Origin of the sequence: Vibrio sp. 10N.261.51.C6, assembly GCF_041471785.1 — a bacterium.
In the GTDB taxonomy this organism is placed as follows: domain Bacteria; phylum Pseudomonadota; class Gammaproteobacteria; order Enterobacterales; family Vibrionaceae; genus Vibrio; species Vibrio crassostreae_C.
On sequence record NZ_JBFRPB010000020.1, the window covers coordinates 60,405 to 83,182 of the forward strand.

Genomic DNA, 22,778 nt, shown 5'->3' on the forward strand with positions numbered 1-22,778 from the left:
GCTTCAATAATTTTCGGATATGAAAACTCGGATCTAGGAACTCAAGGTCATTTCCCCTATATTAGAATGACTTTATAAGAAAGAATTCCAATGAGCTAAGGAGCGAGCGCAATGACGAAAAGGACCAAGCCAGAGATTTTGGCTAAACAAACTGTCGCTCAATCAAGACTATTCTCTATCGAGTCTCTCGACTTACGCTTTTCAAACGGCGAAGAGCGCACTTACGAACGCATGAAGCCCAGCGGGCGCAACGCAGTGATGATGGTTCCTATTACTGAGCAAGGCGATATTCTATTAGTACGTGAATATGCAGCGGGAACTGAACGCTACGAACTTGGCTTTCCAAAAGGGCTGATTGATCCAGGTGAGCAGCCAAACGAAGCCGCCATTCGCGAACTCAAAGAAGAGATAGGCTTCGGTGCCAACAAGCTTACTCCGCTGAAGGAAGTGATCCTTGCACCCTCTTACTTCTCTAGCAAAATGACGCTGTTTATTGCAGAAGACCTCTACCCAGAAAAGCTAGAAGGTGATGAGCCAGAGCCTCTCGATATTGTGCGCTGGCCACTTGCTCAAGCCGAAGAACTGTTAACACATCTCGATTTCTGTGAGGCTCGGAGTATTACAGCCCTGCTTTTAAGCCTTCGTGTATTAAACAATAACTAGAACATTCAGGCTCGCTCTAAGAGTAAGAGAACATTTATGCCAATAACAAAAGATTTGTCTCACCTCCTACCCTCTGTCATTGAGATTGCTCGCTCTGCTGGTCAACTCATCTTAGAGATCTACGAGAAAAAGGATTACGAAGAGTTCATTAAGAGTGATGACACTCCAGTAACCAGTGCCGATCTTGCAGCACATAAGCTGATATTAAAAAAACTCAGTGAATTGACGCCTGATATTCCCGTATTATCCGAAGAAGACGCCGACATCAGCCTAGAGCAACGCTCTCAATGGGATCGCTACTGGTTAGTTGACCCACTGGACGGCACCCAGGAGTTCATCGCACGAAGTGGTGATTTCGCGACAATTATCGCCCTAATCGAGCATAACAAGCCAGTGATGGGCGTGGTATACGCACCCGTTTCAGGTGTGAGCTATTACGCTTACAGTGGCAAAGGCGCTTGGAAGATCCCAGACCTTAATGACAGCGTGAAAATCAAAACGCATCGTCACGAGCTGCCAAACCAGTCAATCGCCATGGCGATCAGCCGTCGCCAGGACATCAATCGCATCACTAGCCGTATGAGCTCAGCATGGAATTATGATTTGGTTCCTCTAGGCTCAGCAGCGCTTAAGGCCTGTTTAGTCGCAGAAGGCGCTGTGGATTGTTATCTGCGCCTTGGACCAACCGGAGAGTGGGATACCGCCGCAACGCAGTGCATTGTTGAAGAAGCTGGCGGACGTATCTTAAGTACTCAACTAGAACCGCTTTCGTACAATGAAAGAGAAACGCTAGAAAACCCGAACTTCATTGTACTCGGTGATGCAGATTTACCGTGGGTAGAAATTTTGCAAGGCAAAGACTAGGCGAGTTTGCTCCCTTTAACTGTCAGATATCCTCTAGATTCTCAGAACAAACAAAACGGGCACCTCAGTGAGGTGCCCGTTTTTTATATCTCGTAATTTAGTGACCCTTAGCCGTTTAGCTAAAAACGACCTTGATAAGTAAACTGGTACTTACCTTGGCTATCAGGATTACCCAACCATTTAAGCTGATTTTGCATCGTTGGCGGGAATTCAACACCCGGTTTAAACCACGCTGCAGATGTGTAGCGCTGGTTAGATGTTAGACTCGCTGAGAACTCACTGTCTACTTGAGTGCTCTTCTGAACGCCTTTGGCTGCAATTGTACTGTCTTCACAGGTTATGTCCGCAATCACAGGACCAAGGTCTAACGAACCAACAGGTGAATCGACTGCAGCACCAGACCAAGCCACAGTACCTTCACCAGACTGACACCAAGGTTGAGCATGAACCGCATGCTTGATCGTCAGCTCAACCTTTCCACCAATTGAAACCGGGACTGGAATGGCTGGGGCGTATTTCATCACGTTCATAGCAGGCATTGAGGCCACTAAGTTCTCTGCATACGCGCCACTCATGCTGTACCCGACACGCCCTTTACCTGACAAGTTCATGTCGCTGTTACGACCAAAACGAACCGCTAATTCAGCTTTGGCTTGGAAGAGTTTAGAGAACTGAAAGTCCCACTGTACTGAACCGTAATTAACACGCTGCCAGGCGATATTATTGGCGCTGCCCTGCCAAACCGTTCCTTCAACACCTTCAATATTCAAGCCACGCACAGCCGGTGCATGTTTGAGTACAAAAGAGGCCGGTAGATGCAGCAACAGACTAACCGAGAAAAAGACAATAAAGATGCCGCCAAAAAGTAAACCTAACTTCAAAGATAAACCGCGTTTCACATTAACCTCGTTTAAACTGTAGTCGGTTGACCTCAATAACCCCTGGGTTATCGGAGCGATCAATGTCCATAAACTCAACTTCGACACCCTGCTTCTCTTTCAAGTATGTCAGCCAATCTAAGAACTGATTAAAAGGCACAGGTTTCACCCAGACTTGCAGCATCTCGCCACGTGGTTGCACACGTATCAGCTCGATATTAAAGCGACGCATAGAAGCAGGCACAGATTGATTCAGAGGTTGACTGGCACTAATGCCGCCACTGCCTCGTAGTTCAACCACTTCATTGGCTTTATTGGTTACCCAAGCCAGTAGTTGCTTCTCGCTTTGAATGCGGGTCTGCGCAAGTTCAGCTCGCTGACTGAGTGGCTGGATTAGCCCCCAATAAACGACACCGACCACCAATAGAATTGAGCAACCAATCACTAATCGTTGCTCTCTTTGACTTATTGAAGTCCACCACGCTTGGAGTGGCTCAATCATATTTCTCATCACTGATCTCCTTACGCAGTTTATTGACGGGGTTTAAGGGTAAAGCTACCAAATACGGCATCACCATTACGATTCAATGGCCCTTGCTCAACGGTAAACTTCTCTTCAAGTTTCACTCGCGCAGTCTCGAAATATTGGAAGTCAGTACTTTTCGCTTCCAATCTCACCTCTGAGCGGTTGCCGTCGTAGCGAATACTATTCACTTCGATGGCTTTCACTTGTCCTAAAGTTTCTGGCAGTAACGCTAGCCATCCAAGTAAGGAATCACCATCACCCGAGCCACCATACTTCTTAGCTTCGTCGTTCATCTGGCGCTTAAGGTAGCTGACCGTCGGAATACGTTGCTTGCCCGGAAGTACGCTTCTAAAAATACGTTCACTCTCCGTTCGGTACGCTTCGGCTTGTGCTTCGTACTGCTGAACCTTTAAGACTTGCTGAGTGACGATCACCGCCACCAGCAAACAAGCTGCGATCGCTACTTTTTGCCATACACGCCAGTACTTACTGAATGAAGATTTGGTTTTAAAGGTGCCAGTCAGTAAGTTTACGCCACTTGTAATGGCTTGTTGGCTCAGTAAAGACATCACCAGTTCCGCAGGTTTAGCTCGCCACTCAATGCCACTTTGCAGTTGAACGTCATCACTTGGCAGTGCGGTGTAGCTAAAAATCGTTGGTGATTGCTCTTCGTCATCTAAGGCAACCCAATCGCTTTGTAAGAACATCGCTAGCCACGCCTCATTGATCGACACTGCTTGATAGTTGCTTTGACGCAATAACCAATGTTGGTCGATCTGCAGCGCACTGATGCCCTGATCTTCTAAAGGCAACGCTAAGGTATCAGGCAATACTTTACGAAAGATAATGTTCGCTTCGCGGAAAGTATCCAGCGCCTGCTTAAGCCAATAACGTTCCACACCACACACTGTCGCGTGCGTTGCGTCTTTCTCTAAAATAGTCAGGTGTAAGTCTTCGATATCTTGTGCGACTTCGTCTTCTAATAAAAACGGCAGCATAGAATCGAACTGGCGAGCAGCACCTTTCGGGATCTCAACACGCTTAATTAAGCATTCATTTCCCGGCAATAAAGCGATACAGCTACGCTTTTCAGCGTAAGGCGTTAACTCATCCAGCTGCTCCCAGCTAGACAGTTCGCCACTTGCTATCACTTCTTGTTGGCTTGTCGACCAAACTAACCACTGCACAGGGCTTTGTGGTTCGCTACTCAGTCGAACGGTCAGAAACTCGCTCACTGATTCCTCCAAAACGACGGCGTACTACCGTCACTGTTTCTCGATTACTACTATAGAAAAGCGTCCGTATACGTACACGTGACTGCTCAACTAATACCTCTGCATCTAGCTCAAAATAGGCGCTATCTACAGTTAAATATGCTTTCGCTTTTTTGCTGACTTCGGCACTCACACCCACAATAGCAGGCTCAGCCATAAACGCATCCACCGTATCCCAACCATCGAATGGGCGTTTGTCTATCAGCTGTTTGGCATCCGATTCACTTAAGCCGGGGGCAAACATCGCTTCCAATAACGGCGCCTGCTTTTCCGTAAGAGTATTCACATTCAAACGGAAATCGTCGCTCGGCAGAGCACAAACAAAGGGGCGAACCTTATTCATCACCTCACCAGTGACTTGATAAACCGAGCGTAGCTCGGACTCATCGGCCATTAAGCCATTCGCTGCCAAATAAGATGGCTTCATCGCCTCATAAGTACTGTCTTCTACACCAGCTGAAGAGGTGGTTCGGGTATCACTATCAACAAATTCCCAGCTTGAATGTGCAATAACCTCGGCCTGATAAGGCTCAACATCTTGGTTTTCCAACAAGGTTTGCCAAACCGTAATTAAATAAGGTGTTTGGTTACTTGAAGTCGTCGCCACACCAGCCAACGCATTGAGATTAAAACATGCCTGAGCATCAACAATACGGCCTTTAACTTGACCATAATCCAACGGGTATACCTGTTCTTCTAACGCCCATGGTTGACTCAAGTTGACGGTATCACTGTCTTTGTAGCTTTGCCTAATGCCGTCTTGCACCAGCGCTTCGACACCAATGCTGTACCAGTAAGCCTGTTGGTAATTCAGTTGATTGCCCACGCGCTTAAATTGAGTAAACAGGCGTTCCGACATACTGCCTGCGATGGTTGCCATTATCGCCAGTAGCATCAGGATAATGATCAGCGCAACACCTCGCTGCTTGCGCCCCATGGCAGACCTTGTCAGTGCAAACTTATTAGTTCGATGAGTCATTATTCCCCTCATTACTACTTGAAGAGTCACTGTTTGAAGAATCATCGGCCTGATCTAGCGTGCCACCAGGGGTGAGATAAATACGCTCTATCTCACCATAATCTTTCAAGGTTAGCTTTAACCTTACCGCTTTCGGTAGCGATTTGTCGGCTTGCCACTCTTTCCCCCAGCGGCTTCCGTCATAAAACTCGAATTCCAAGCTTTCAACATCATCAAGCAAAGGCGTAATCACACCTTCTTGTCCTGCAGGAGTATCGGGGTAGCGCCACCACACACGCTCAAGCGTTTCTTCTTTAATGCGGTAACCCACTTTGGTGACTTCTCCGCGAGGAAACTGCTGCTGTGGGTTATGCCAGCCAAGGCGAGTAAACATGATGCCAACGCTGTCGGAATCCAGTAAATACTCTTTAATTAAGATCAGCTTAGATGATGCTTCTTCACCGTTGGTACGAAATTGTCGTACCGCCATCTGGCGAAAATCATTATCTAAAATGACTAAGCTACGTTGCAGTTGATTTAAACGAGCACTGCGCTCGATTGAAAGCTCGTTGCTGCGCTGAACCTGATTGACTACCTGATAAGCCGCCATGCTTAACGTGGCAAAGATAGCGATCGAGACCAAAACCTCAATTAAGGTAAAGCCTCTCCCTTTCGAAGATAGTCCTTGTTTACGAGGCACACGCTTATTGGCGGATATGCTCTTACTTAGCGACTTGCTCTGAGCTAACGACACGCTTTTACTTGACCACATAACTGCGCACCGTGACCACTGGAGAAGCTTGTTTACTGGTTGCCACACTCACATCAAACGCCTTTAATAAATCATCGCTAGTATCGATTGGCGTGACCTTCCAAAACCACTCTCTCTCGGCCAACTCTTGTGTGCCCTGCTCTTTTTTTAGCTTCTCAGGATGCAGCATCACCAAAGCCATTTGATTATCAACGACCATAGCCGCGAAGGTTTTTTCTTCGAGATAACTGAGGGTATTGATGTGCTGAGTAACAGCACGAATCACACTGATCGCCGCAGTCGCAAAGATAGCGAGCGCAACCAATACCTCAAGCAGCGTCATTCCTCGAGAACCAAGGGGCATACCACGAAAACGATAAGGAGAACGGTTATTCCTCTTCATCTTCTTCTCCCGGTTCTAGCAGTCGAATCACACCATTGTCCAATACTCGAATACGCCAACCATCTTGTATGGTGTCTCCGGTATTTGGATAAAACGACAATACAAATGGCGTCATTTCAGCACTCGACAAGATGTAGATCTGTGGTGGTTTCGGCTTCTTTTCCTCTTCAAGATCAGCAAACATATCTTCATCAAACAAGCTTCCTGGGTTGAACAACCGATCATCGTCTTCCCATGCGCCACCACCTAAGGTCAGTGACAATGCGAGTTCTTCCGGTAGTTCAGTTAAAGAGGGGATTTTTTCAAAATCGACTTCTTGCCAGCCTTCAGACTTAAGCGCCATCAGTACATAGGTCGATTTCTTTTCATCAACTCGAACGCCAAAATCTAAGCCGCTCAAAATAGCCTCTTCATTGAGTAATTGAACTCGCTGATAAAAGCTTTGAGCGTATTTTTTAGCAACATCTTTGCTATTGGTAGGAATGGTCGCGATCACCGCAACCGCCGTTACTGACAGTAGTACCAACACCAAGAGAATCTCAATCAAGGTGAAACCTGGCTGTGTTTGCTTAGTTTTCACCTTTAGACTCCATCTGTTTACGTCCTACCATCAATAACGTATCAAGCATCAATAACGAATCAAACAATAAGCTGAAGCTTATTGGAAATCCTGCATGTTCCAGTTGCCGATATCCGCCGCAATACCTTCACCACCTTCTTGGCCATCAGCACCAAGAGTGAAAATATCAATAGTGCCGTTATCACCAGGGCTTAGGTATTGGTACTCGTTACCCCATGGGTCGTTTGGCAGACGCTTGATGTAGCCACCGTCGCGGTAGTTACGAGGCTCTGGGCTGCTTGGCTTAGAAACCAATGCATCAAGACCTTGATCCGTTGTTGGGTAAACGCTGTTATCCAGTTTGTACATATCTAGCGCGTTCTCTAGCGCCACAATATCAGTGATGGCTTTTTGTTGGTCAGCCTTCTCTTTGTTACCCAATAGGTTAGGTACAACAAAGCTCGCCAATACGCCAAGGATAACCACAACAACCATCACTTCTAATAGGGTAAAGCCTGATTGTTTCTTCATTCTGTTTTTCATTATTTTCTCCAAATTACAGACAGCGAGTTGAAGGTAATAATGTCCTTCTTCTCGTTAATCCAAAAACTAACGTCTTATGAGCAGTTGATTAACCACTCATCAAATTATTCATTTCAAGCATCGGCATCAGAGTCGCCATCACAATGAACAGCACTAAGCCTGCCATCAAAGCGATAAGTGCTGGCGTAAAGATACCTAACGCGATATTCACGGTCGATTCAAAGCTTTGATCCTGGTTATCTGCCGCTCTTGTTAGCATTTGCTCTAACTGACCACTCTGCTCACCACTGGCGATCATATGCAGCATCATTGGAGGGAAGAGTTTGGTTTGATCGAGCGCTTTACGCAGGCTTGCCCCTTCTCTAACACTGTCTGACGCCTGCAGTACTTGTTGCTTCACATGGTGATTCGACATTACATCAACCGCAACCTTCATCCCCTCAAGGATAGGAATCGCACTCGAGGTACAGATAGAGAGTGTTCGTGCAAAACGAGAGGTATTAATTCCTTTCGCGATCTTGCCGATCAGTGGAATGCTTAATAGCTTGCGATCCCAACTCATGCGAACACCCGGCTTTTTCAGAGCGGTCTTAATCAACACAATCACACCGATGATCAACAACAGTAATTGGATGCCCCAATTCTGGATAAATTCACTCGATGCCAATAAAAATTGTGTCGATTGAGGAAGTTCTTGGCCCATTTGGATAATCGGTTCAACGATCTTAGGTACCACGGTTGCCAGCAGGAACGAAACAATCGTCACCGCAAACACCACCAGCACCACAGGGTAGATCATCGCTTGCAGCAACTTAGAGCGCATCTTCTGACGGTTTTCTGCGTAATCAGCCAGTCGCTCCAATACCGCATCTAAGTGACCCGATTTCTCACCAGCCGCGACCATGGCTCTAAACAGTTCATCAAAGATATGTGGGTAATCAGCCAAGCTATCGGCTAGCGAATAACCTTCCGTTACCTTCGAACGAACCGCCAGTAACATGGTTCGAATACGTGGCTTTTCAGATTGCTCCGCCACGGCTTTCAAGCACTCTTCTAGCGGCATGCCTGATTGCACCAAGGTGGAAATTTGGCGAGTAATCAAAGCAAGGTCTGGCGTGCTGATACCACGCTTAAAGCTGGTCGAAGGCTGTGCACCTTTCGTCGTTTTAGCTTTAGCTTCGGTCATCTCAACCGGCATCAAGCCTTGTTCTTTGATTCTTTGGCGAGCCTGACGAGCATTATCTGCTTCAATTGAGCCCTTTTTGCTCTTACCCTTGGCATCCAGCGCTTTGTATTCAAATGCCGCCATACTAGACTTCCTTGGTCACACGCATCACTTCTTCTAAGGACGTTACCCCTTTCAGAACTTTGCTCAAGCCATCATCTCGAATACTTGGTGTTGTGCCACGAATTGCTTTCTCAATCGCCTGTTCGCCAGCCTCACTGTGAATCAGTTCTTGTACCGAATCGTCAATCATCAATAGCTCATGAATACCAGTACGACCTCGATAACCCTTATGGCCACACTCTTCACAACCTTTGGCATGGTAAAGCGTCAGGCTTTCTTTCTTCTTCAACCCAAACAGTTTCTTCTGCTCTTTATCGGCTTCATAAGGTTCTTTACATTCGTTACATAAAGTACGAACCAGGCGCTGAGCCAAAACACCCAGCAGTGAAGAAGAGATCAAGAAAGGTTCAATGCCCATATCACGCAGACGTGTAATCGCACCAACGGCAGTATTGGTATGCAGAGTCGACATAACTAAGTGACCTGTCAAAGAGGCTTGGACAGCGATCTCTGCGGTTTCCAAATCACGGATCTCACCAATCATGACCACATCAGGATCTTGACGAAGAATCGCACGTAAACCACGCGCAAAGGTCATATCAACCTTAGGGTTCACTTGTGTTTGACCAATGCCATCGATATCGAATTCGATCGGGTCTTCAACGGTTAAAATGTTTCGTTCATTGCTGTTGAGTTCTTGCAGGCCAGCGTACAAGGTCGTCGATTTACCTGAACCTGTCGGGCCGGTCACCAAGATAATGCCGTGTGGGCGCTGAATCAGCTTACGGAAGTTTTCATGGTTTTCTGCTGTCATACCTAAACTGTGCAAGTCTAGACGAGTGGCGTTTTTGTCCAACAGACGCATTACCACACGCTCACCGTGCGAAGAAGGCATGGTTGAAACACGAACATCAACCGCTCGGCCACCAATACGCAGAGAGATACGGCCATCTTGTGGCACGCGCTTTTCCGCAATATCCAGTTTAGCCATAACCTTGACACGTGAAACCAATAGCGGAGCCAGTTTACGGCTTGGCGCTAGAACATCACGCAGCACACCATCAACTCGGAAACGGATACAAAGTGACTTTTCAAAGGTTTCGATATGAATATCCGAAGCACCTTCTTTGATCGCCTCACCCAGCATCGCATTGATTAACTTGATGATTGGCGCGTCGTCTTCTGATTCAAGTAAGTCTTCGTCTTGAGGCAGTTCTTCCGCTAGTGAGAAGAAGTCATCACTATCAGCACCAATGTCTTCCATGAGCTGACGAGCTTCTGACGAGTCACGCTGATAAGCATCGGTCAGTTTTTTATCAAACTCATCGAGAGTAATCGCTTGTGGCGTGAAACCATTTTTCACCACTCGACTCACTTCAATGATCGCCGCCGATTTCAGTGGCTCAACATAATAAAGTATCGGTGCGCGCTCTGGATGTTGATACTCCAACACCATCTTATAGCGATTCGCAAAGCTAAACGGCAAGCGCTGATAAGTACGTGCCGCCCCTACCAATTCAGCCATTATTCTGTTTCCATCTGATCAATGAAGGCTTGAAGTTCAGCCGGGTAATTCATGCTTTCGCCAAATTTAGGCAGTACCGGGATGTTATCGTCTGCCATTAATTTCAGTCCTTGCTCAGCCTTGTACAACTGCTCAGCACGGATGAAGTTGTATTTACGCTGCGTGATACCATCGGCTGTCATACCATCACGAATAATGGTTGGTTTGATGAAGACCATTAGGTTCTTTTTCTCAACCTGAGTACTGGTTGATTTGAACAGGTGTCCTAGAACAGGGATATCGCCCAAGAACGGCACCTTAGATTCACTTTCCAGCGCTCGCTCGTCAATCAAGCCACCCAGCACCAGCATTTGACCGTCTTGAACAATCACTGACGTATTTAGCTGACGCTTAGCAAAACGAACATCTACTGCCCCGTTTGCGCCTAATACGTTCGATACTTCTTGTTCTATTTGCAGCTGAACTGAGTCACCTTCATTGATTTGTGGCACGACTTTTAGCTTGATACCCACTTCTTTACGTTCAACCGTTTGGAATGGGTTATCGTTACTTGAGCCTGCGGTCGAGCCAGTTAAAACAGGCACTTCTTCACCAACGATAAACGATGCTTCGCCGTTGTCCATTACAGTAATACTTGGAGAAGATAGAATATTTGAGTTGGAATCGGTGGCTACCGCGCTGATCAAGGCAGTCCAATCCCCCAGAGCAAGGCTCACGGCTGCACCGTTTACACCGGAAAGTGCAGAGGCTAACGTTGAATAGTCACCTGGAGTTGTCTTTTCGATGGCAACCGGATCGCCATTACTGTCAAAAGTATAATCTGTTGTGGTTGTGTCTTTCGCTTCTTCTAGACCCACCATCACACCGCCAATCGACGCACCGGTATTGCCATACTGAATCACAGCACCAGTATCAAGGTTACCCCATTGCACACCAAGGTTAATGCCATCACCCTCTGCCATCTCGACAATTAGGGCTTCAATCAATACTTGAGCACGACGAATATCCAACTGTGCGATCACATCTTGCAGCGCGTTCATGATGTCTGGTTGGGCGGTAATAACCAAAGAGTTTGTATCACTGTGAGCTGAGATCACCACTTTGTCACGTTGAGATGAGCTACCTTTAGTTGATGTTTGCTTCTCTGATTGCAGGTTGTCCGACACGCCTTTCAGCACATCGACTAAATCTTCTGCTTTGGCGTATTTAAGGTAAATTACTTGGTTGTTGCCCTTGGTTGCCATTTCCACATCAAGCTGTTCAATCAACCTTCTTAAACGGCTACGTACCTTAGGGTCACCTGAGATAAGGATCGCATTGGTACGTTCATCGGCAACTAATTTAGGTTGTAGGAAGGCTGGTGTGTTTTGGGCATCTGTGGTTTTGCTTAGTGCATCAACGATACGTACCATTTCTGCCGCAGAAGCATTCTTTAGCTCAACGACTTCAATCTCTTTATCACCCGCTTGGTCAACACGCTTGATGATTTCAGCTAAACGGTTTACTACCGCCGCTCGGCCTGTAATAAGGATGATGTTGGCTGGGTCGTAGTGCACAACGTTACCCGCGCCTGCATTGTCGTTTAGTTGACGAAGCAGAGGAGAAAGTTCACGAACCGATACATTACGAACCGTCACTACACGCGTCACTACGCTATCACCAGTGATTGAATCACGGTCACCAACAACGGGGATCGCCGAAGTTTTAGAGTCTTTGGCTTTGATAATCTTAAGAACACCCGAGTCCATTTCAACGACTGCGTAGCCATACACCTCTAGTACGTTTAAGAAGAAGCTGTAATATTGCTCTTCATTCAATACGTCGTAGCTGCGTACATCGATTTTTCCGCGCACCGATGGATCAACGATGATGGTCTTCTCTAGGTTACGACCAACAATATTAATAAACTCTTGAATATCAGTGCCTTTAAAGCTGGCACTAAAATCACTCGCGATGGCTGCGGGTGTGCAGATCAAGCTTCCTGCCAATAACCATGCACTTTTCTTAAACCAATGCTTCACGTACTTCTCCTACACTTTCGTCCTTCGTTAGACGCAAAGTTTTAAAATTCAATAAACACTTCATGTTGTTGACCATCTCTCTCGACCACCAGATTTAGCTCTGTTAGTTCTGAGATGGAACGGAATATGTTGCCCATAGCAGCAGGGTCTGTCAGGTCTTGTCCATTTAACTGAGTGGCAATATCTCCGTTTTGGAGCCCAACAGAGTTAAAAAGTTCTGAATCTTTGCCAGGGCTCACACGATAACCGATCACTTTATCGTCACGCTTCACCTGAGACAGTCGAACATATTGGAAGATTTGTTGCGGATCTTTCATTATCTTCGCTTTAATTTCATCAAGCTTCTCTTCTGCTGAAGCCGGATTATTACCACGAACCGAAGAAGAGCTACGAGGTGGCGCAGGCGTTGATACAGCCAAACGCTTGTACTCAATACCTTCAAGCATCAAGGTTTCGTCTCGTCCTGAGTTATCAATGATAACGCGGTCGATTAATACCGCTTTTAACTTGGCTCGAGTGCCTTCAATCTCTTCATTAATTCCGTAGGTCGCTTGCGTGCCGCGATTGGCGATCACCGCTAAGCTCAGTTTTGGATTCGAGCTCGCGACTGCACCCACTAAAACGAGGTTTAATCGCGTCTTAGGCGCATCTTGGATAACTTGCTGTTCAACCACAGCGGGCGTGCTTGGGTTGTAAGCACCAAACATGTTGCTCTGCTGCAAAGAAGAGATATCAAGGGTCGATTGAGGTGCTGAAGACGATGAAGCCGTTGCTGTCCAAGGCGCGATAGTTTGCTCAGCAGGTTCGATAAACCATGCAAGCTGCCCTAAGATCCATGCGGAAGCTGCAATCAATACACAACAGGTCGCTAAGCTTAGTTTCTGCTGAAGTACAAATCCATTCTCTAATAAGCGGCTCAACATAGGAGAATTCCCTACGCGATTTTTGAGCTCTAAAAAGTTCACTTTCCTAGTCCCTTTTCATGACGACAAACGCTGCAAATCATTAAACTTTCAGCTTTTTTATTCATTCGTTCGATACCAAGCTTATTTAAGCAATAAGATCCTGAACTATATCATAGCAAATCGATAAATCGGCATAACATGGCTATTTTGTATTATGACTTGAAAAAAATGCCAACCGCCTCCACTTTAAGCTTCTACTTAATGTGATAAGCATCATCAAAAACATGTTGCGCACTGTTCGTTACAGTTAAACCGCATTCATTTCTCACTTAATAAGGCACAGCCCTATATGAAAACTGCTAATGAAGCTGTCAGACTCGATAAATGGTTGTGGGCAGCTCGTTTTTACAAAACCCGGTCTATTGCTCGCAACATGGTCGATGGTGGCAAAGTCCACTATAATGGTCAGCGCAGCAAGCCAAGTAAAATTGTCGAACTTGGGGCTGTGATTACACTGCGCCAAGGTAATGAAGAAAAGACGGTAACGATCGAGAAAATCTCAGCCCATCGTGGTGGAGCCCCGATCGCTCAAACCCTCTATGAAGAAACCACCGAAAGCTTGGCAAAAAGAGAAGAGTTTGCACAACAGCGCAAGCTAAATGCTCATAGCCCAGCACCAGAACGTCGTCCAGATAAAAAGCAACGTCGTGACATCATCAAGTTCAAGACTCAATAAGCTAGAAGGAATAGCCAAATGGCAGACCCAATGTCTACAAGTAATGTTTTAAATCGCTACCTATTTGAAGACCTATCAGTACGTGGTGAATTGGTACAGATGGACGAAGCGTACCAACAGATTATTTCTAGCAAGGAATACCCAGCTCCAGTACAAAAGCTGTTGGGTGAGCTACTGGTTTCAACGACGCTACTAACGGCGACCCTAAAGTTTGAAGGTTCTATCACGATGCAGCTGCAAGGTGACGGCCCAGTATCTCTAGCAGTTATCAATGGCGATCACGATCAGAAGATCCGTGGTGTTGCTCGCTTTGAAGGCGATATCGCAGACGACGCAGGTCTACACGCCCTAATGGGTAAAGGTCATCTAGTGATCACTATCGATCCTAAGAAAGGTGAGCGTTACCAAGGTATCGTTGGTCTGGAAGGCGAAACGCTTGCTGACGTTCTTGAAGGTTACTTTGCTAACTCAGAACAGCTTAAGACTCGTCTATGGCTGCGCACTGGCGAACATGAAGGCAAAGCTCACGCTGCAGGTATGCTTTTACAAGTTATGCCTGACGGCACCGGTACTCCAGACGACTTCGAGCACCTAGAGCAACTAACCGACACCGTTAAAAACGAAGAGTTGTTCTCTTTAGAAGCTAACGAACTGCTTTACCGTCTATACAACCAAGAGAAGGTTCAGGTATTTACACCTCAACCGGTTGAGTTCTTCTGTGGCTGTTCACGTGATCGAAGCGCTGCGGCTATCATTACTGTTGCTCAAGAAGAGATTTACGACATCCTAAGCACCGAAGGAAGCGTTGGTCTACACTGCGATTACTGTGGCACAAACTACTCGTTCGACAAGAATGATGTTGATGCACTGTACGCAGAAGCAGCAGATAAAGGCAGCAATACGGTTCATTAATTTACGGCGTACCAAAAACACGTAATTTACCCCAAAAAGGTCAGCCCTCAGCTGGCCTTTTTTGTGATCAAAATAGCGCAAACTCCGTAACATCTCGTAATAAAATCACCGCTTAATTTTAATCAATTAATAATGTTCTCGCCCCTAGCGCAAAGGTTTGCGTACAGGATAGACTAGTTGGGCCAATATGTGACGAGACGCTTAAAACCCCATGGCTAATATGGATATTTTTTGAGCTATATCCCTGTTTCCCCCGAGCCTCGTTGCTAGCATGGTGAGCAGATAACAATAAAAAATTATTACAAAATCCCTACAAAATATCCTACAAGGAGCACCTATGACCGTTATGGAACATACTAAGGCTGCACAAATTGATCTAACTAAGCACGGACTGACTGGCGTTACCGAAGTTCTTCGTAATCCTAGCTACGAGCAGTTATTCGTTGAAGAAACACTGCCAGGTTTGGAAGGCTACGAAAAAGGCGTAGTAACGGAACTAGGCTCCGTTGCGGTTGATACTGGTATCTTTACTGGCCGCTCACCAAAAGATAAGTACATTGTTAAAGATGACACGACCCGCGATACCATGTGGTGGTCAGATCAAGGCAAAAATGACAACAAACCGATTACAACTGAAGTATGGAATGAGCTGAAAGAGCTTGTGACAACTCAGCTATCTGGCAAGCGCCTGTTTGTCATCGACGGTTATTGTGGTGCTAACCCTGATACGCGCTTAAGCGTGCGTATTATCACTGAAGTAGCGTGGCAAGCGCACTTCGTTAAGAACATGTTCATTCGTCCAACTGACGAAGAGCTAGCAACGTTCGAACCTGATTTCGTGGTAATGAACGGTGCTAAAACAACTAACCCTAACTGGGAAAAGCAGGGTCTAAACTCTGAAAACTTCGTTGCTTTCAACCTAACAGAGCGCGTTCAAATCATCGGTGGTACTTGGTACGGCGGTGAGATGAAGAAAGGCATGTTCGCAATGATGAACTACCTGCTTCCTCTGCAAGGCATTGCTTCAATGCACTGTAGTGCAAACGTCGGCGAGAAAGGCGATGTAGCCATCTTCTTCGGTCTATCTGGTACAGGTAAAACTACGCTTTCAACCGATCCTAAGCGTGAGCTAATCGGTGATGATGAGCACGGTTGGGATGACGATGGTATCTTCAACTTCGAAGGTGGTTGTTACGCGAAGACGATTCGTCTATCTAAAGAAGCAGAACCTGAAATCTACAATGCAATCCGTCGTGATGCACTACTAGAAAACGTAACAGTTCGTGGTGATGGTTCTATCGATTTTGATGACGGTTCAAAAACTGAGAACACTCGTGTTTCTTACCCAATTCACCACATCGATAACATCGTTAAACCAGTATCAAAAGCCGGTCACGCTCAAAAGGTTATCTTCCTGACTGCTGATGCATTCGGTGTACTGCCACCCGTTTCTAAACTGACTCCAGAGCAAACGAAGTACCACTTCCTATCTGGCTTCACTGCAAAACTAGCGGGCACTGAGCGTGGTATTACTGAGCCAACGCCAACGTTCTCTGCTGCATTTGGTGCGGCATTCTTAACTCTCCACCCAACTCAGTACGCTGAAGTGCTTGTGAAGCGTATGGAAGCAGCTGGCGCTGAAGCTTACCTAGTGAACACAGGTTGGAACGGTACTGGTAAACGTATCTCTATCCAAGATACGCGAGGCATCATCGACGCTATCCTAGATGGCTCAATCGACAACGCTGAAACTAAGGTTATCCCTATGTTTAACCTAGAAGTGCCACTAGCGCTGCACGATGTTGACCCAGCGATCCTTGACCCACGCGATACGTACACTGACCCTCTACAATGGGAAAGCAAAGCGAAAGATCTAGCCGAGCGCTTCATCAACAACTTTGATAAGTACACAGACAACGCTGAAGGTAAGTCACTGGTTGCAGCTGGTCCTCAACTGGACTAATCCAACCATCTGCTCGGGCTTAGCCAAAAGCAAACGCCCAATTTAAAATGATATTTTTGTAGCAAGCCCCTCTTTTGAGGGGCTTTTTTGTTGATGCTTGACCCTTTTTGTTCCACTCTGTTTTAAGACTATTGAAATTTAAGGCTTTCAGGGAATGAAAAAGGTATTCATGGTGTTCGGCATTGTGTTGGCTATCGCCGTTGCAACTATCGCAGCGCTGCTATTAAGCCTGCAGACCCAATACCGTGCGGATGTTGCCAACTTTTTTATCAAACATACGATTGAACAACCTGTATTCATTGAAGATGTTGAGTATCAGGCGCCTTATCACATCACCTTAATGGGCATTACCCAAAGCCAACCAGAAAAGCAAACACCTCTGTATATCGACAAGATCGATCTTTGGTTCAGCCCCAGCTCGATGACAGAGGCCAAACTGGTCTTTGAATCTGTTTTGATCAGCGGCCTACAATTAGAGGCAGACGTTCTAAAAACACTGACTTCTTTATTTACCCAACCAAACATCAAGCTCCACCAGCTGGCCATCAACAATCTCGACTTTTCGACGCCAGAGTTTAATGCGCGAGGCATCGACCTACAGATCTCCGCCCCAACGTGGAACAACGATAACTCGCTGCTACCTTATGGAAAAACCCAACTCTCTGCCTCACAACTGTATTGGCAAGGTGAAGCATTCGATAATCTGTTGATTGACCTAGACTTAAAACCTAGCGATAGCACGCTTTATGGTGCTTCGTTTGACTGGCGTGGCGCCAAGATTTCTGGGCAAGCTGAACAATATCAACAAGATTGGTCGTTGGTGAATGTGACCGTCGATGGCTTACGACTCAATCAGAAACAGACCCAAAACCTACTAAGCAAAGAGTGGGATGTTGCAGGCATTAAGATTAATCACATCAATAGCTTAGATATTCTGCGTAGCGACGTAGAGTGGCAAGATGGCCACCTCGCTGCCTTTGATGCCTCATTAGAAAATATCCAACTGCCTTTTGAAATCTGGAAACAACAGAAAGCCATTTTTTCTCTACAGGCAGAAGGAGTGACCATTGATGATGACATGTTCATCGAGCCAAGCCTCAAGCTCAACCTAGAAGCAAACCGGATTCTGATTGAGGATTTCTATACTCAATTCCTGCAGGGCACTGTTCAGCTCAATGGCGAAGTCGCCCCTAGCAGCATTCAATTGGCGCAGCTCGACCTGCAAGGCATCAAGTGGATTACCGAAAACCAAGATAGCCCTCTACCGGCCGCTCGCCTATTGCCTTGGCTCACACAGCTCCAGAACGTCGAGATTAACCGACTTAATATAGAACGCAGCCAACTTATCCAACTAGCACAAACGCCTTACTGGCAGGTCTCTGGATTACATGTCGAGGGGCATCAAGTTCAACTGCTGCAAGATAGAAAACTGGGCTTGTGGCAAGGGAAGCTGATGGCGAGCGCCAATGATGCCAGCTACCAAAATATTCTCAGCGCACAGCCTGTGGTTGAGATGAATAGCGAACAAGGAAAATGGACGCTGACTCGTCTGTTTGCACCACTCAGGAATGGCTACATTGAAGCCAATGCAACGCTCGATTTTAACCAAATCAGCAAGCCATGGAGCTTAGATATTTCTGCCGATGGGTTACCCATTGCGCCTATGCTGCAGCGACTTGAATTACCACTCGATGCAACCGGCTATGGCGAGTTTGAACTTCAAGCCGCAGGTTTATATGGCGACTCACTGATGCTCGGTTACTCAACCACAGGGCAACTCACTGGCAGCGTTCGCCAGGGTGTGATGACCTTTAATGACAAGCTTTCTGAAACATCGACTGATAACGTGTTTGAAATTCCAGAGCTTAATGCGCATTTTGACCGTGGGCGCTTCACTCTCGAACCGATGCACATTATTGGTGCGTCAGCAGCAGAGCAAGGCGAACAAAGGGTTCAAACGCTCAATGGCGAGGCTTCTGGAGAACTCGACTTGCTTAAAGCCGAGCAACACACCCTCTCGATTACCCTATCGGACCCATGCCATCAAATCTCAGGAAAGCTCACCCAAGCTGAGTATTCGGAGATTAACGACTGCCAACAAAAAAGCGCCACTCCACAGGAGTAGCGCTTTTAATCAATATCTTACCAAATCAACGGAGTGCTAGATGTGGGCTATTCGCTCACATTAGAATCTGTCGAGAGTATCTTTTTATAATCAGGGATCAGCATATAGGTTCCCGTAAACTCAACCGCTTCCACATCGCCACTGTTAATGGTCACGTGAATGATGATACGTGCCTTTCTTCCTGACGCAAGGCGGTCCAAGTCACCACTGATCCCATCCAATGAAGTAGAGGCAACAGGGTTTTGCTCAACTGGGTGACGATAACGAATATTACTGTCTGCCAGCACGATATCACCGGTCAACCCACGCTCTTTCATCAATAGCCAAGTCATACCCCAACCAGTTAAGGTTGCTAAGGTAAAGGCAGATCCTGCAAACATGGTGTTATGCGGGTTCAAGTTAGGATTCAGCTGAGCACTACACTCAAATTGGTAACCCGTGTATTGGTTGATCTTGATGCCCATCTTGTCACTGATCGGGATCTGATGTTCCCAGCGCTGTTGTAGCTCATTACACCATTCAGGCTTACGCAGTACATCAGCCATCGGATCAAGGTGCTTCACCATCTGCTGATGACGAACAGGACCACGCTGGTCATTAATTTCACCACGACGCTCAAATTCGTTTTTCTCATAGAATGAGATCGCATCTTCACGTGCATTACACACTAGACGTTTGGCACCCTCTTGGCGAGCCAGTGACTCTAACGCCACTAAAATCAATGAGCCCATGCCTTTACTTCGACGAGAGTTCTTTACCGCCATATAACGGATCTGACCTTCGAGGTCTGGAGTGATGTAAAGGCGGCCAATCGCCATCGGACGGCCACGACCATCGACAATCATGCGATGGTGACTCATGGCATCATATTCATCACGCTCGGAACCTACCGGCATTCGCCAAGGTTCACGCAGCATCTGCCAACGAAAATGGTAATACTTGTTCAGTTGATTTTCGGTGGTCGGTGTTATCAGTTTAAACATGCTTATCCTTTTAAGTTTAAACCTGCAGCCAGAATGTTACTGGGCCATCATTAACCAATGACACTTTCATGTCGGCTGCAAATCGGCCACGTTCCGTTGGCAATACTGATTCACATTGGTTAGAGAAATAATCGTAAAGACGCTCCGCATCTTCAGGGTTTGCTCCACGAGAAAAGCCCGCTCGAGTTCCCTTTTTTGTATCGGCTGGCAGTGTGAATTGAGAAACCACCAACACTTTACCTTCAACCTGTTTTACGTTGAGGTTCATTTTTCCGTCTTCATCTTCAAAGACACGATAAGTTGTTACTCGTTCCATCAAACGTTTGGCTTTGGCTTCGTCATCACCTTTTTCTACGCCTAATAGAACCAATAAGCCTTGTTCAATCTCACCAACTACTTCGCCATCAACTCGAACGGCAGCTTCACTTACTCTTTGAATCAGGGCTATCACTGTTGTTTCCTTGTTCTGGAATTTCATCGTTATCCGCTGAGTGTACCATTTCTTGCGAGTCACTCCACTGTTCGTGCTCACCCAATGCAGCGGTCACCTCAGCACCCACCAGCACAATCAACCAGCACAAATAAACCCAGACAAAAAGAATTGGTATTGCCGCCAATGCGCCATAAATCAACTGGTAAGAAGGGAATTGAGTAATGTAGGCCGCGAAGCCTTTCTTACTGAGTTCGAACAACAGAGCCGCCACTAGAGAACCTGCAGCCGCATGAAAAAAGTGTATCTTTTTGTTGGGAACCAACAGGTACAGACCGAAAAACGCAAAGAAAGAGAGAATCAAAGGAAGTTTGCGAATCACGGTGTTAAAGGCGCCAGACACCACTTCGTTTTGCAACAAGCTCAATGATGTCACATAAGAAGTGGCTGCAATGCTCGCCCCAACTAAAATAGGTCCAAGCGTGAGCACCATCCAGTACATTGAGAACGACAATACCGCACGTCGCTTCTCATTAACACGCCAGATGTAGTTTAAGTTCTTATCAATATTCGAGATCAGCATCAGCGCTGCAATGAATAAGAACACACTACCGACCGCCGTCATTTTTCCGGTATTGGCAACGAACTCTAACAAGGCACCGTGTACGGCATCCCCAGACGCGGGAACAAAGTTGGTAATAACGAAGTTTTGAATCACGATACCAACATCAGCAAAGATGGAGAATGACGACAAGATAGAGAGCAGAACCGTCAACATCGGTACGATCGAGAGCAAAGTAATGTACGCCAAGTAGCCCGCATTCACGTTGACTCTATCGTGCGTCATTCGCGCCAAAAGATAGCGAGAAAACTGAATACTGAGTGTGGCGACCTTTTTTATCTTCAACTTGTAACTCCCTTGTAACTCGTTCATAGTCCTAATTAATATTCCGACATATTAATCACAGTAAGTAAATGTTCAAAAATAGCGCAGGAAAAAGGCTTGAGAACAAGGCAGATTTTTTGATAAGTAGTTATTCTACAATCAAAAATTCTAACGCCGTTATCGAGCATTTTAACAAGCTAGGTTGGGCAGTTATTTACTACGATTGATATTATTTAACTATAGGAAACTAGGATGCCTTATTTAATAGTTATAGTCCTCTCTATTTTTACTCTTACTGGATGCCAGTCAGCTTATTACTCCGCCATGGAGCAAGTGGGTTACCACAAGCGTGACATTATGGTCGATAGAGTGGAAGACGCTAAAGAGTCGCAGCAGGATGCTCAGGAAGAGTTTACCAGCGCACTTGAAGCCTTGAGTAGCCTGACTAATTTCAGTGGCGGCGACCTTGAAGACATGTACAACCAAATCAATGATAAATACCAAGACAGCGAGAAAGCCGCGCAAAATGTCAGTGACCGCATTGCTGCGATTGAAGATGTGTCGGATGCGCTGTTTGAAGAGTGGCAGAGTGAGTTAGATCTCTACACCAGTGATTCACTGCGCCGCTCGAGCGAGCAAAAGCTTCGTGAAACTAAATCGTCTTACCAAAAGATGCTGTCAGCAATGAAGCGCGCCGAGAAGAAAATGGACCCCGTGCTCAATACCCTTCGCGACAACACGCTTTACTTGAAGCACAACCTCAATGCGAGCGCTGTCGGTTCACTGCAAGGTGAGTTTATGAGCTTAGAAAAAGACATCGCCTATGCAATAGAGCAGATGAATGCAGCGATTGCCGAGTCGGATAAATTCCTTGCTCAGCTAAATCAGAAGTAACGCCTGAAAAGACAAAACAAGATAAGCCCGTATGAACCCAATCATTATAACTGGCGGCCCTGGTGCCGGAAAAACCACACTGATAAATGCGTTGGCTGGTGCGAGTTACCCCACCTTCGCAGAGTCCTCTCGCCAGTTAATAGAACAGCAAAGTCAGCTTGAAAACGGTATCTTGCCTTGGGTAGACCTTCCCGGCTTTGCTGAGCTTTGTTTAGGTGTGATGAGCGAGCAAAAAGACCAAGCCAATCAACATCCGATTGCCTTTCTCGATCGCGCTATTCCAGACATTTGTGGCTATTTGGCTCAGGCTAACCTAGAGATAGATGCGGCCTACCGAGAAGCAAGCAAAGGCTACCACTCACAAGCCTTGTTCTGTCGCCCTGAGGCTTCAATTTATGTACAAGATGATGTGAGACCTTATCCGTTTGAGGAAGCGCTAGAGATTCACCACGCTTTAGAAAGAGTCTACCAAGAACTTGGCTATGAGGTGGTTGAAGTGCCGTTTATGCCAGTCGAAGAACGGCTTCAATTCGTTGAGCGTTACTTAGGTATCAAAAGCTAGATCCCCAACTCGGTCGTTCCTCCCTCTTGAGGATGACGAAATCTCGTTTAACCGTATCTAAACAAACTAAAAAAACAAAAGCCCCGAGCAGCTAGGCTACTCGGGGCTTTCTTACTTATTCTAAAACGT

Annotated in this window: 23 protein-coding genes; 8 read left to right on the forward strand and 15 right to left on the reverse strand. The window is 46.3% G+C overall.

All coding sequences use genetic code 11. From position 1 onward, the window contains the following. Positions 1–111: 111 nt before the first annotated feature. Both nudE and cysQ read left to right on the forward strand, forming a co-directional pair. On the forward strand, positions 112–663 hold the full coding sequence (gene nudE / locus AB4375_RS05850; RefSeq protein WP_372051184.1) for an ADP compounds hydrolase NudE: 552 nt from the start codon (positions 112–114) through the stop codon (positions 661–663). 36 nt (positions 664–699) lie between these two features. Further along, positions 700–1,527 carry a 3'(2'),5'-bisphosphate nucleotidase CysQ gene (cysQ, locus tag AB4375_RS05855; protein WP_017062477.1) on the forward strand — a complete coding sequence of 276 codons (828 nt, stop codon included), beginning with the start codon at positions 700–702 and terminating at the stop codon, positions 1,525–1,527. Between the two features lie 119 nt (positions 1,528–1,646). Here cysQ and AB4375_RS05860 read toward each other — a convergent pair whose 3' ends face one another. From AB4375_RS05860 to gspC, 12 genes are all read right to left on the reverse strand, one after another. Beyond that, positions 1,647–2,426 (reverse strand): type II secretion system protein N, encoded by a 780-nt coding sequence (locus tag AB4375_RS05860; protein WP_017063075.1) that lies wholly within the window; start codon positions 2,424–2,426, stop codon positions 1,647–1,649. A 1-nt stretch (position 2,427) separates the two neighbouring features. Next, complete coding sequence (locus tag AB4375_RS05865; protein ID WP_017062479.1) at positions 2,428–2,916, reverse strand: type II secretion system protein M; 489 nt, start codon at positions 2,914–2,916, stop codon at positions 2,428–2,430. Between the two features lie 20 nt (positions 2,917–2,936). Further along, positions 2,937–4,166, reverse strand: coding sequence for a type II secretion system protein GspL (gspL, locus tag AB4375_RS05870; RefSeq protein WP_372051185.1), 1,230 nt, complete (start codon positions 4,164–4,166; stop codon positions 2,937–2,939). Further along, entirely contained in the window at positions 4,135–5,184 is a 1,050-nt protein-coding gene (gene gspK, locus AB4375_RS05875; protein WP_017062481.1) for a type II secretion system minor pseudopilin GspK, read from the reverse strand. Before gspK ends, gspL begins: the two co-directional genes overlap by 32 nt. Continuing rightward, on the reverse strand, positions 5,168–5,935 hold the full coding sequence (gene gspJ, locus AB4375_RS05880) for a type II secretion system minor pseudopilin GspJ (RefSeq protein WP_372051186.1): 768 nt from the start codon (positions 5,933–5,935) through the stop codon (positions 5,168–5,170). The genes gspK and gspJ overlap by 17 nt, the downstream gene beginning before the upstream one ends. After that, entirely contained in the window at positions 5,922–6,317 is a 396-nt protein-coding gene (gene gspI, locus AB4375_RS05885; protein ID WP_372051187.1) for a type II secretion system minor pseudopilin GspI, read from the reverse strand. The genes gspJ and gspI overlap by 14 nt, the downstream gene beginning before the upstream one ends. Continuing rightward, positions 6,304–6,897 carry a type II secretion system minor pseudopilin GspH gene (gene gspH / locus AB4375_RS05890; protein WP_017062484.1) on the reverse strand — a complete coding sequence of 198 codons (594 nt, stop codon included), beginning with the start codon at positions 6,895–6,897 and terminating at the stop codon, positions 6,304–6,306. Before gspH ends, gspI begins: the two co-directional genes overlap by 14 nt. Positions 6,898–6,975: 78 nt before the next feature. Beyond that, complete coding sequence (gene gspG / locus AB4375_RS05895) at positions 6,976–7,419, reverse strand: type II secretion system major pseudopilin GspG (protein ID WP_017062485.1); 444 nt, start codon at positions 7,417–7,419, stop codon at positions 6,976–6,978. Positions 7,420–7,507: 88 nt separating this feature from the next. Further along, positions 7,508–8,728 carry a type II secretion system inner membrane protein GspF gene (gspF, locus tag AB4375_RS05900; RefSeq protein ID WP_017070113.1) on the reverse strand — a complete coding sequence of 407 codons (1,221 nt, stop codon included), beginning with the start codon at positions 8,726–8,728 and terminating at the stop codon, positions 7,508–7,510. Between the two features lies 1 nt (position 8,729). After that, entirely contained in the window at positions 8,730–10,232 is a 1,503-nt protein-coding gene (gene gspE / locus AB4375_RS05905; RefSeq protein ID WP_017070112.1) for a type II secretion system ATPase GspE, read from the reverse strand. Further along, positions 10,232–12,253 (reverse strand): type II secretion system secretin GspD, encoded by a 2,022-nt coding sequence (gspD, locus tag AB4375_RS05910; protein ID WP_017070111.1) that lies wholly within the window; start codon positions 12,251–12,253, stop codon positions 10,232–10,234. The genes gspE and gspD overlap by 1 nt, the downstream gene beginning before the upstream one ends. Before the next feature lie 41 nt (positions 12,254–12,294). Then, positions 12,295–13,176: a type II secretion system protein GspC gene (gspC, locus tag AB4375_RS05915; protein WP_017070110.1), complete on the reverse strand. Its 882-nt coding sequence runs from the start codon at positions 13,174–13,176 to the stop codon at positions 12,295–12,297. A 331-nt stretch (positions 13,177–13,507) separates the two neighbouring features. On the opposite strand from gspC, the gene hslR reads away from it, so the two are divergent. The 4 genes from hslR to AB4375_RS05935 all read left to right on the forward strand — a co-directional run bounded on the left by hslR (position 13,508) and on the right by AB4375_RS05935 (position 18,894). Next, positions 13,508–13,894 carry a ribosome-associated heat shock protein Hsp15 gene (hslR, locus tag AB4375_RS05920; protein ID WP_017062490.1) on the forward strand — a complete coding sequence of 129 codons (387 nt, stop codon included), beginning with the start codon at positions 13,508–13,510 and terminating at the stop codon, positions 13,892–13,894. 18 nt (positions 13,895–13,912) lie between these two features. Further along, complete coding sequence (gene hslO, locus AB4375_RS05925; protein ID WP_372051188.1) at positions 13,913–14,806, forward strand: Hsp33 family molecular chaperone HslO; 894 nt, start codon at positions 13,913–13,915, stop codon at positions 14,804–14,806. 337 nt (positions 14,807–15,143) lie between these two features. After that, positions 15,144–16,769, forward strand: coding sequence for a phosphoenolpyruvate carboxykinase (ATP) (gene pckA, locus AB4375_RS05930; protein ID WP_017062492.1), 1,626 nt, complete (start codon positions 15,144–15,146; stop codon positions 16,767–16,769). A 154-nt stretch (positions 16,770–16,923) separates the two neighbouring features. Continuing rightward, positions 16,924–18,894: an AsmA family protein gene (locus tag AB4375_RS05935; RefSeq protein ID WP_372051189.1), complete on the forward strand. Its 1,971-nt coding sequence runs from the start codon at positions 16,924–16,926 to the stop codon at positions 18,892–18,894. 47 nt (positions 18,895–18,941) lie between these two features. Here AB4375_RS05935 and AB4375_RS05940 read toward each other — a convergent pair whose 3' ends face one another. Genes AB4375_RS05940 through AB4375_RS05950 form a run of 3 tightly spaced genes read right to left on the reverse strand, consistent with a single transcriptional unit; the run spans position 18,942 to position 21,241 of the window. Continuing rightward, complete coding sequence (locus tag AB4375_RS05940; protein WP_017070107.1) at positions 18,942–19,877, reverse strand: bifunctional GNAT family N-acetyltransferase/hotdog fold thioesterase; 936 nt, start codon at positions 19,875–19,877, stop codon at positions 18,942–18,944. A 16-nt stretch (positions 19,878–19,893) separates the two neighbouring features. Continuing rightward, positions 19,894–20,328: a D-aminoacyl-tRNA deacylase gene (dtd, locus tag AB4375_RS05945; protein ID WP_010433531.1), complete on the reverse strand. Its 435-nt coding sequence runs from the start codon at positions 20,326–20,328 to the stop codon at positions 19,894–19,896. After that, positions 20,300–21,241, reverse strand: coding sequence for a virulence factor BrkB family protein (locus tag AB4375_RS05950; protein WP_032546408.1), 942 nt, complete (start codon positions 21,239–21,241; stop codon positions 20,300–20,302). Before AB4375_RS05950 ends, dtd begins: the two co-directional genes overlap by 29 nt. Before the next feature lie 204 nt (positions 21,242–21,445). Here AB4375_RS05950 and AB4375_RS05955 point away from each other — a divergent pair, with 204 nt between their 5' ends. Further along, positions 21,446–22,087: a DUF2959 domain-containing protein gene (locus AB4375_RS05955; RefSeq protein ID WP_029235679.1), complete on the forward strand. Its 642-nt coding sequence runs from the start codon at positions 21,446–21,448 to the stop codon at positions 22,085–22,087. Positions 22,088–22,118: 31 nt separating this feature from the next. Further along, positions 22,119–22,649, forward strand: coding sequence for an AAA family ATPase (locus tag AB4375_RS05960; RefSeq protein ID WP_017063061.1), 531 nt, complete (start codon positions 22,119–22,121; stop codon positions 22,647–22,649). Positions 22,650–22,778: the final 129 nt, after the last annotated feature.

Bases quoted from the DNA above. Each gene is read 5' to 3' on its own strand.
- gspJ (WP_372051186.1), bottom strand. From the start codon at position 5,935: ATGTGGTCAAGTAAAAGCGTGTCGTTAGCTCAGAGCAAGTCGCTAAGT.
- gspC (WP_017070110.1), bottom strand. From the start codon at position 13,176: ATGTTGAGCCGCTTATTAGAGAATGGATTTGTACTTCAGCAGAAACTA.
- AB4375_RS05960 (WP_017063061.1), top strand. From the start codon at position 22,119: ATGAACCCAATCATTATAACTGGCGGCCCTGGTGCCGGAAAAACCACA.
- AB4375_RS05950 (WP_032546408.1), bottom strand. From the start codon at position 21,241: ATGAACGAGTTACAAGGGAGTTACAAGTTGAAGATAAAAAAGGTCGCC.
- gspE (WP_017070112.1), bottom strand. From the start codon at position 10,232: ATGGCTGAATTGGTAGGGGCGGCACGTACTTATCAGCGCTTGCCGTTT.
- hslR (WP_017062490.1), top strand. From the start codon at position 13,508: ATGAAAACTGCTAATGAAGCTGTCAGACTCGATAAATGGTTGTGGGCA.
- gspK (WP_017062481.1), bottom strand. From the start codon at position 5,184: ATGACTCATCGAACTAATAAGTTTGCACTGACAAGGTCTGCCATGGGG.
- pckA (WP_017062492.1), top strand. From the start codon at position 15,144: ATGACCGTTATGGAACATACTAAGGCTGCACAAATTGATCTAACTAAG.
- AB4375_RS05955 (WP_029235679.1), top strand. From the start codon at position 21,446: ATGCCTTATTTAATAGTTATAGTCCTCTCTATTTTTACTCTTACTGGA.
- hslO (WP_372051188.1), top strand. From the start codon at position 13,913: ATGGCAGACCCAATGTCTACAAGTAATGTTTTAAATCGCTACCTATTT.
- gspF (WP_017070113.1), bottom strand. From the start codon at position 8,728: ATGGCGGCATTTGAATACAAAGCGCTGGATGCCAAGGGTAAGAGCAAA.
- AB4375_RS05940 (WP_017070107.1), bottom strand. From the start codon at position 19,877: ATGTTTAAACTGATAACACCGACCACCGAAAATCAACTGAACAAGTAT.
- AB4375_RS05935 (WP_372051189.1), top strand. From the start codon at position 16,924: ATGAAAAAGGTATTCATGGTGTTCGGCATTGTGTTGGCTATCGCCGTT.
- cysQ (WP_017062477.1), top strand. From the start codon at position 700: ATGCCAATAACAAAAGATTTGTCTCACCTCCTACCCTCTGTCATTGAG.
- nudE (WP_372051184.1), top strand. From the start codon at position 112: ATGACGAAAAGGACCAAGCCAGAGATTTTGGCTAAACAAACTGTCGCT.
- AB4375_RS05865 (WP_017062479.1), bottom strand. From the start codon at position 2,916: ATGAGAAATATGATTGAGCCACTCCAAGCGTGGTGGACTTCAATAAGT.
- gspI (WP_372051187.1), bottom strand. From the start codon at position 6,317: ATGAAGAGGAATAACCGTTCTCCTTATCGTTTTCGTGGTATGCCCCTT.
- gspG (WP_017062485.1), bottom strand. From the start codon at position 7,419: ATGAAAAACAGAATGAAGAAACAATCAGGCTTTACCCTATTAGAAGTG.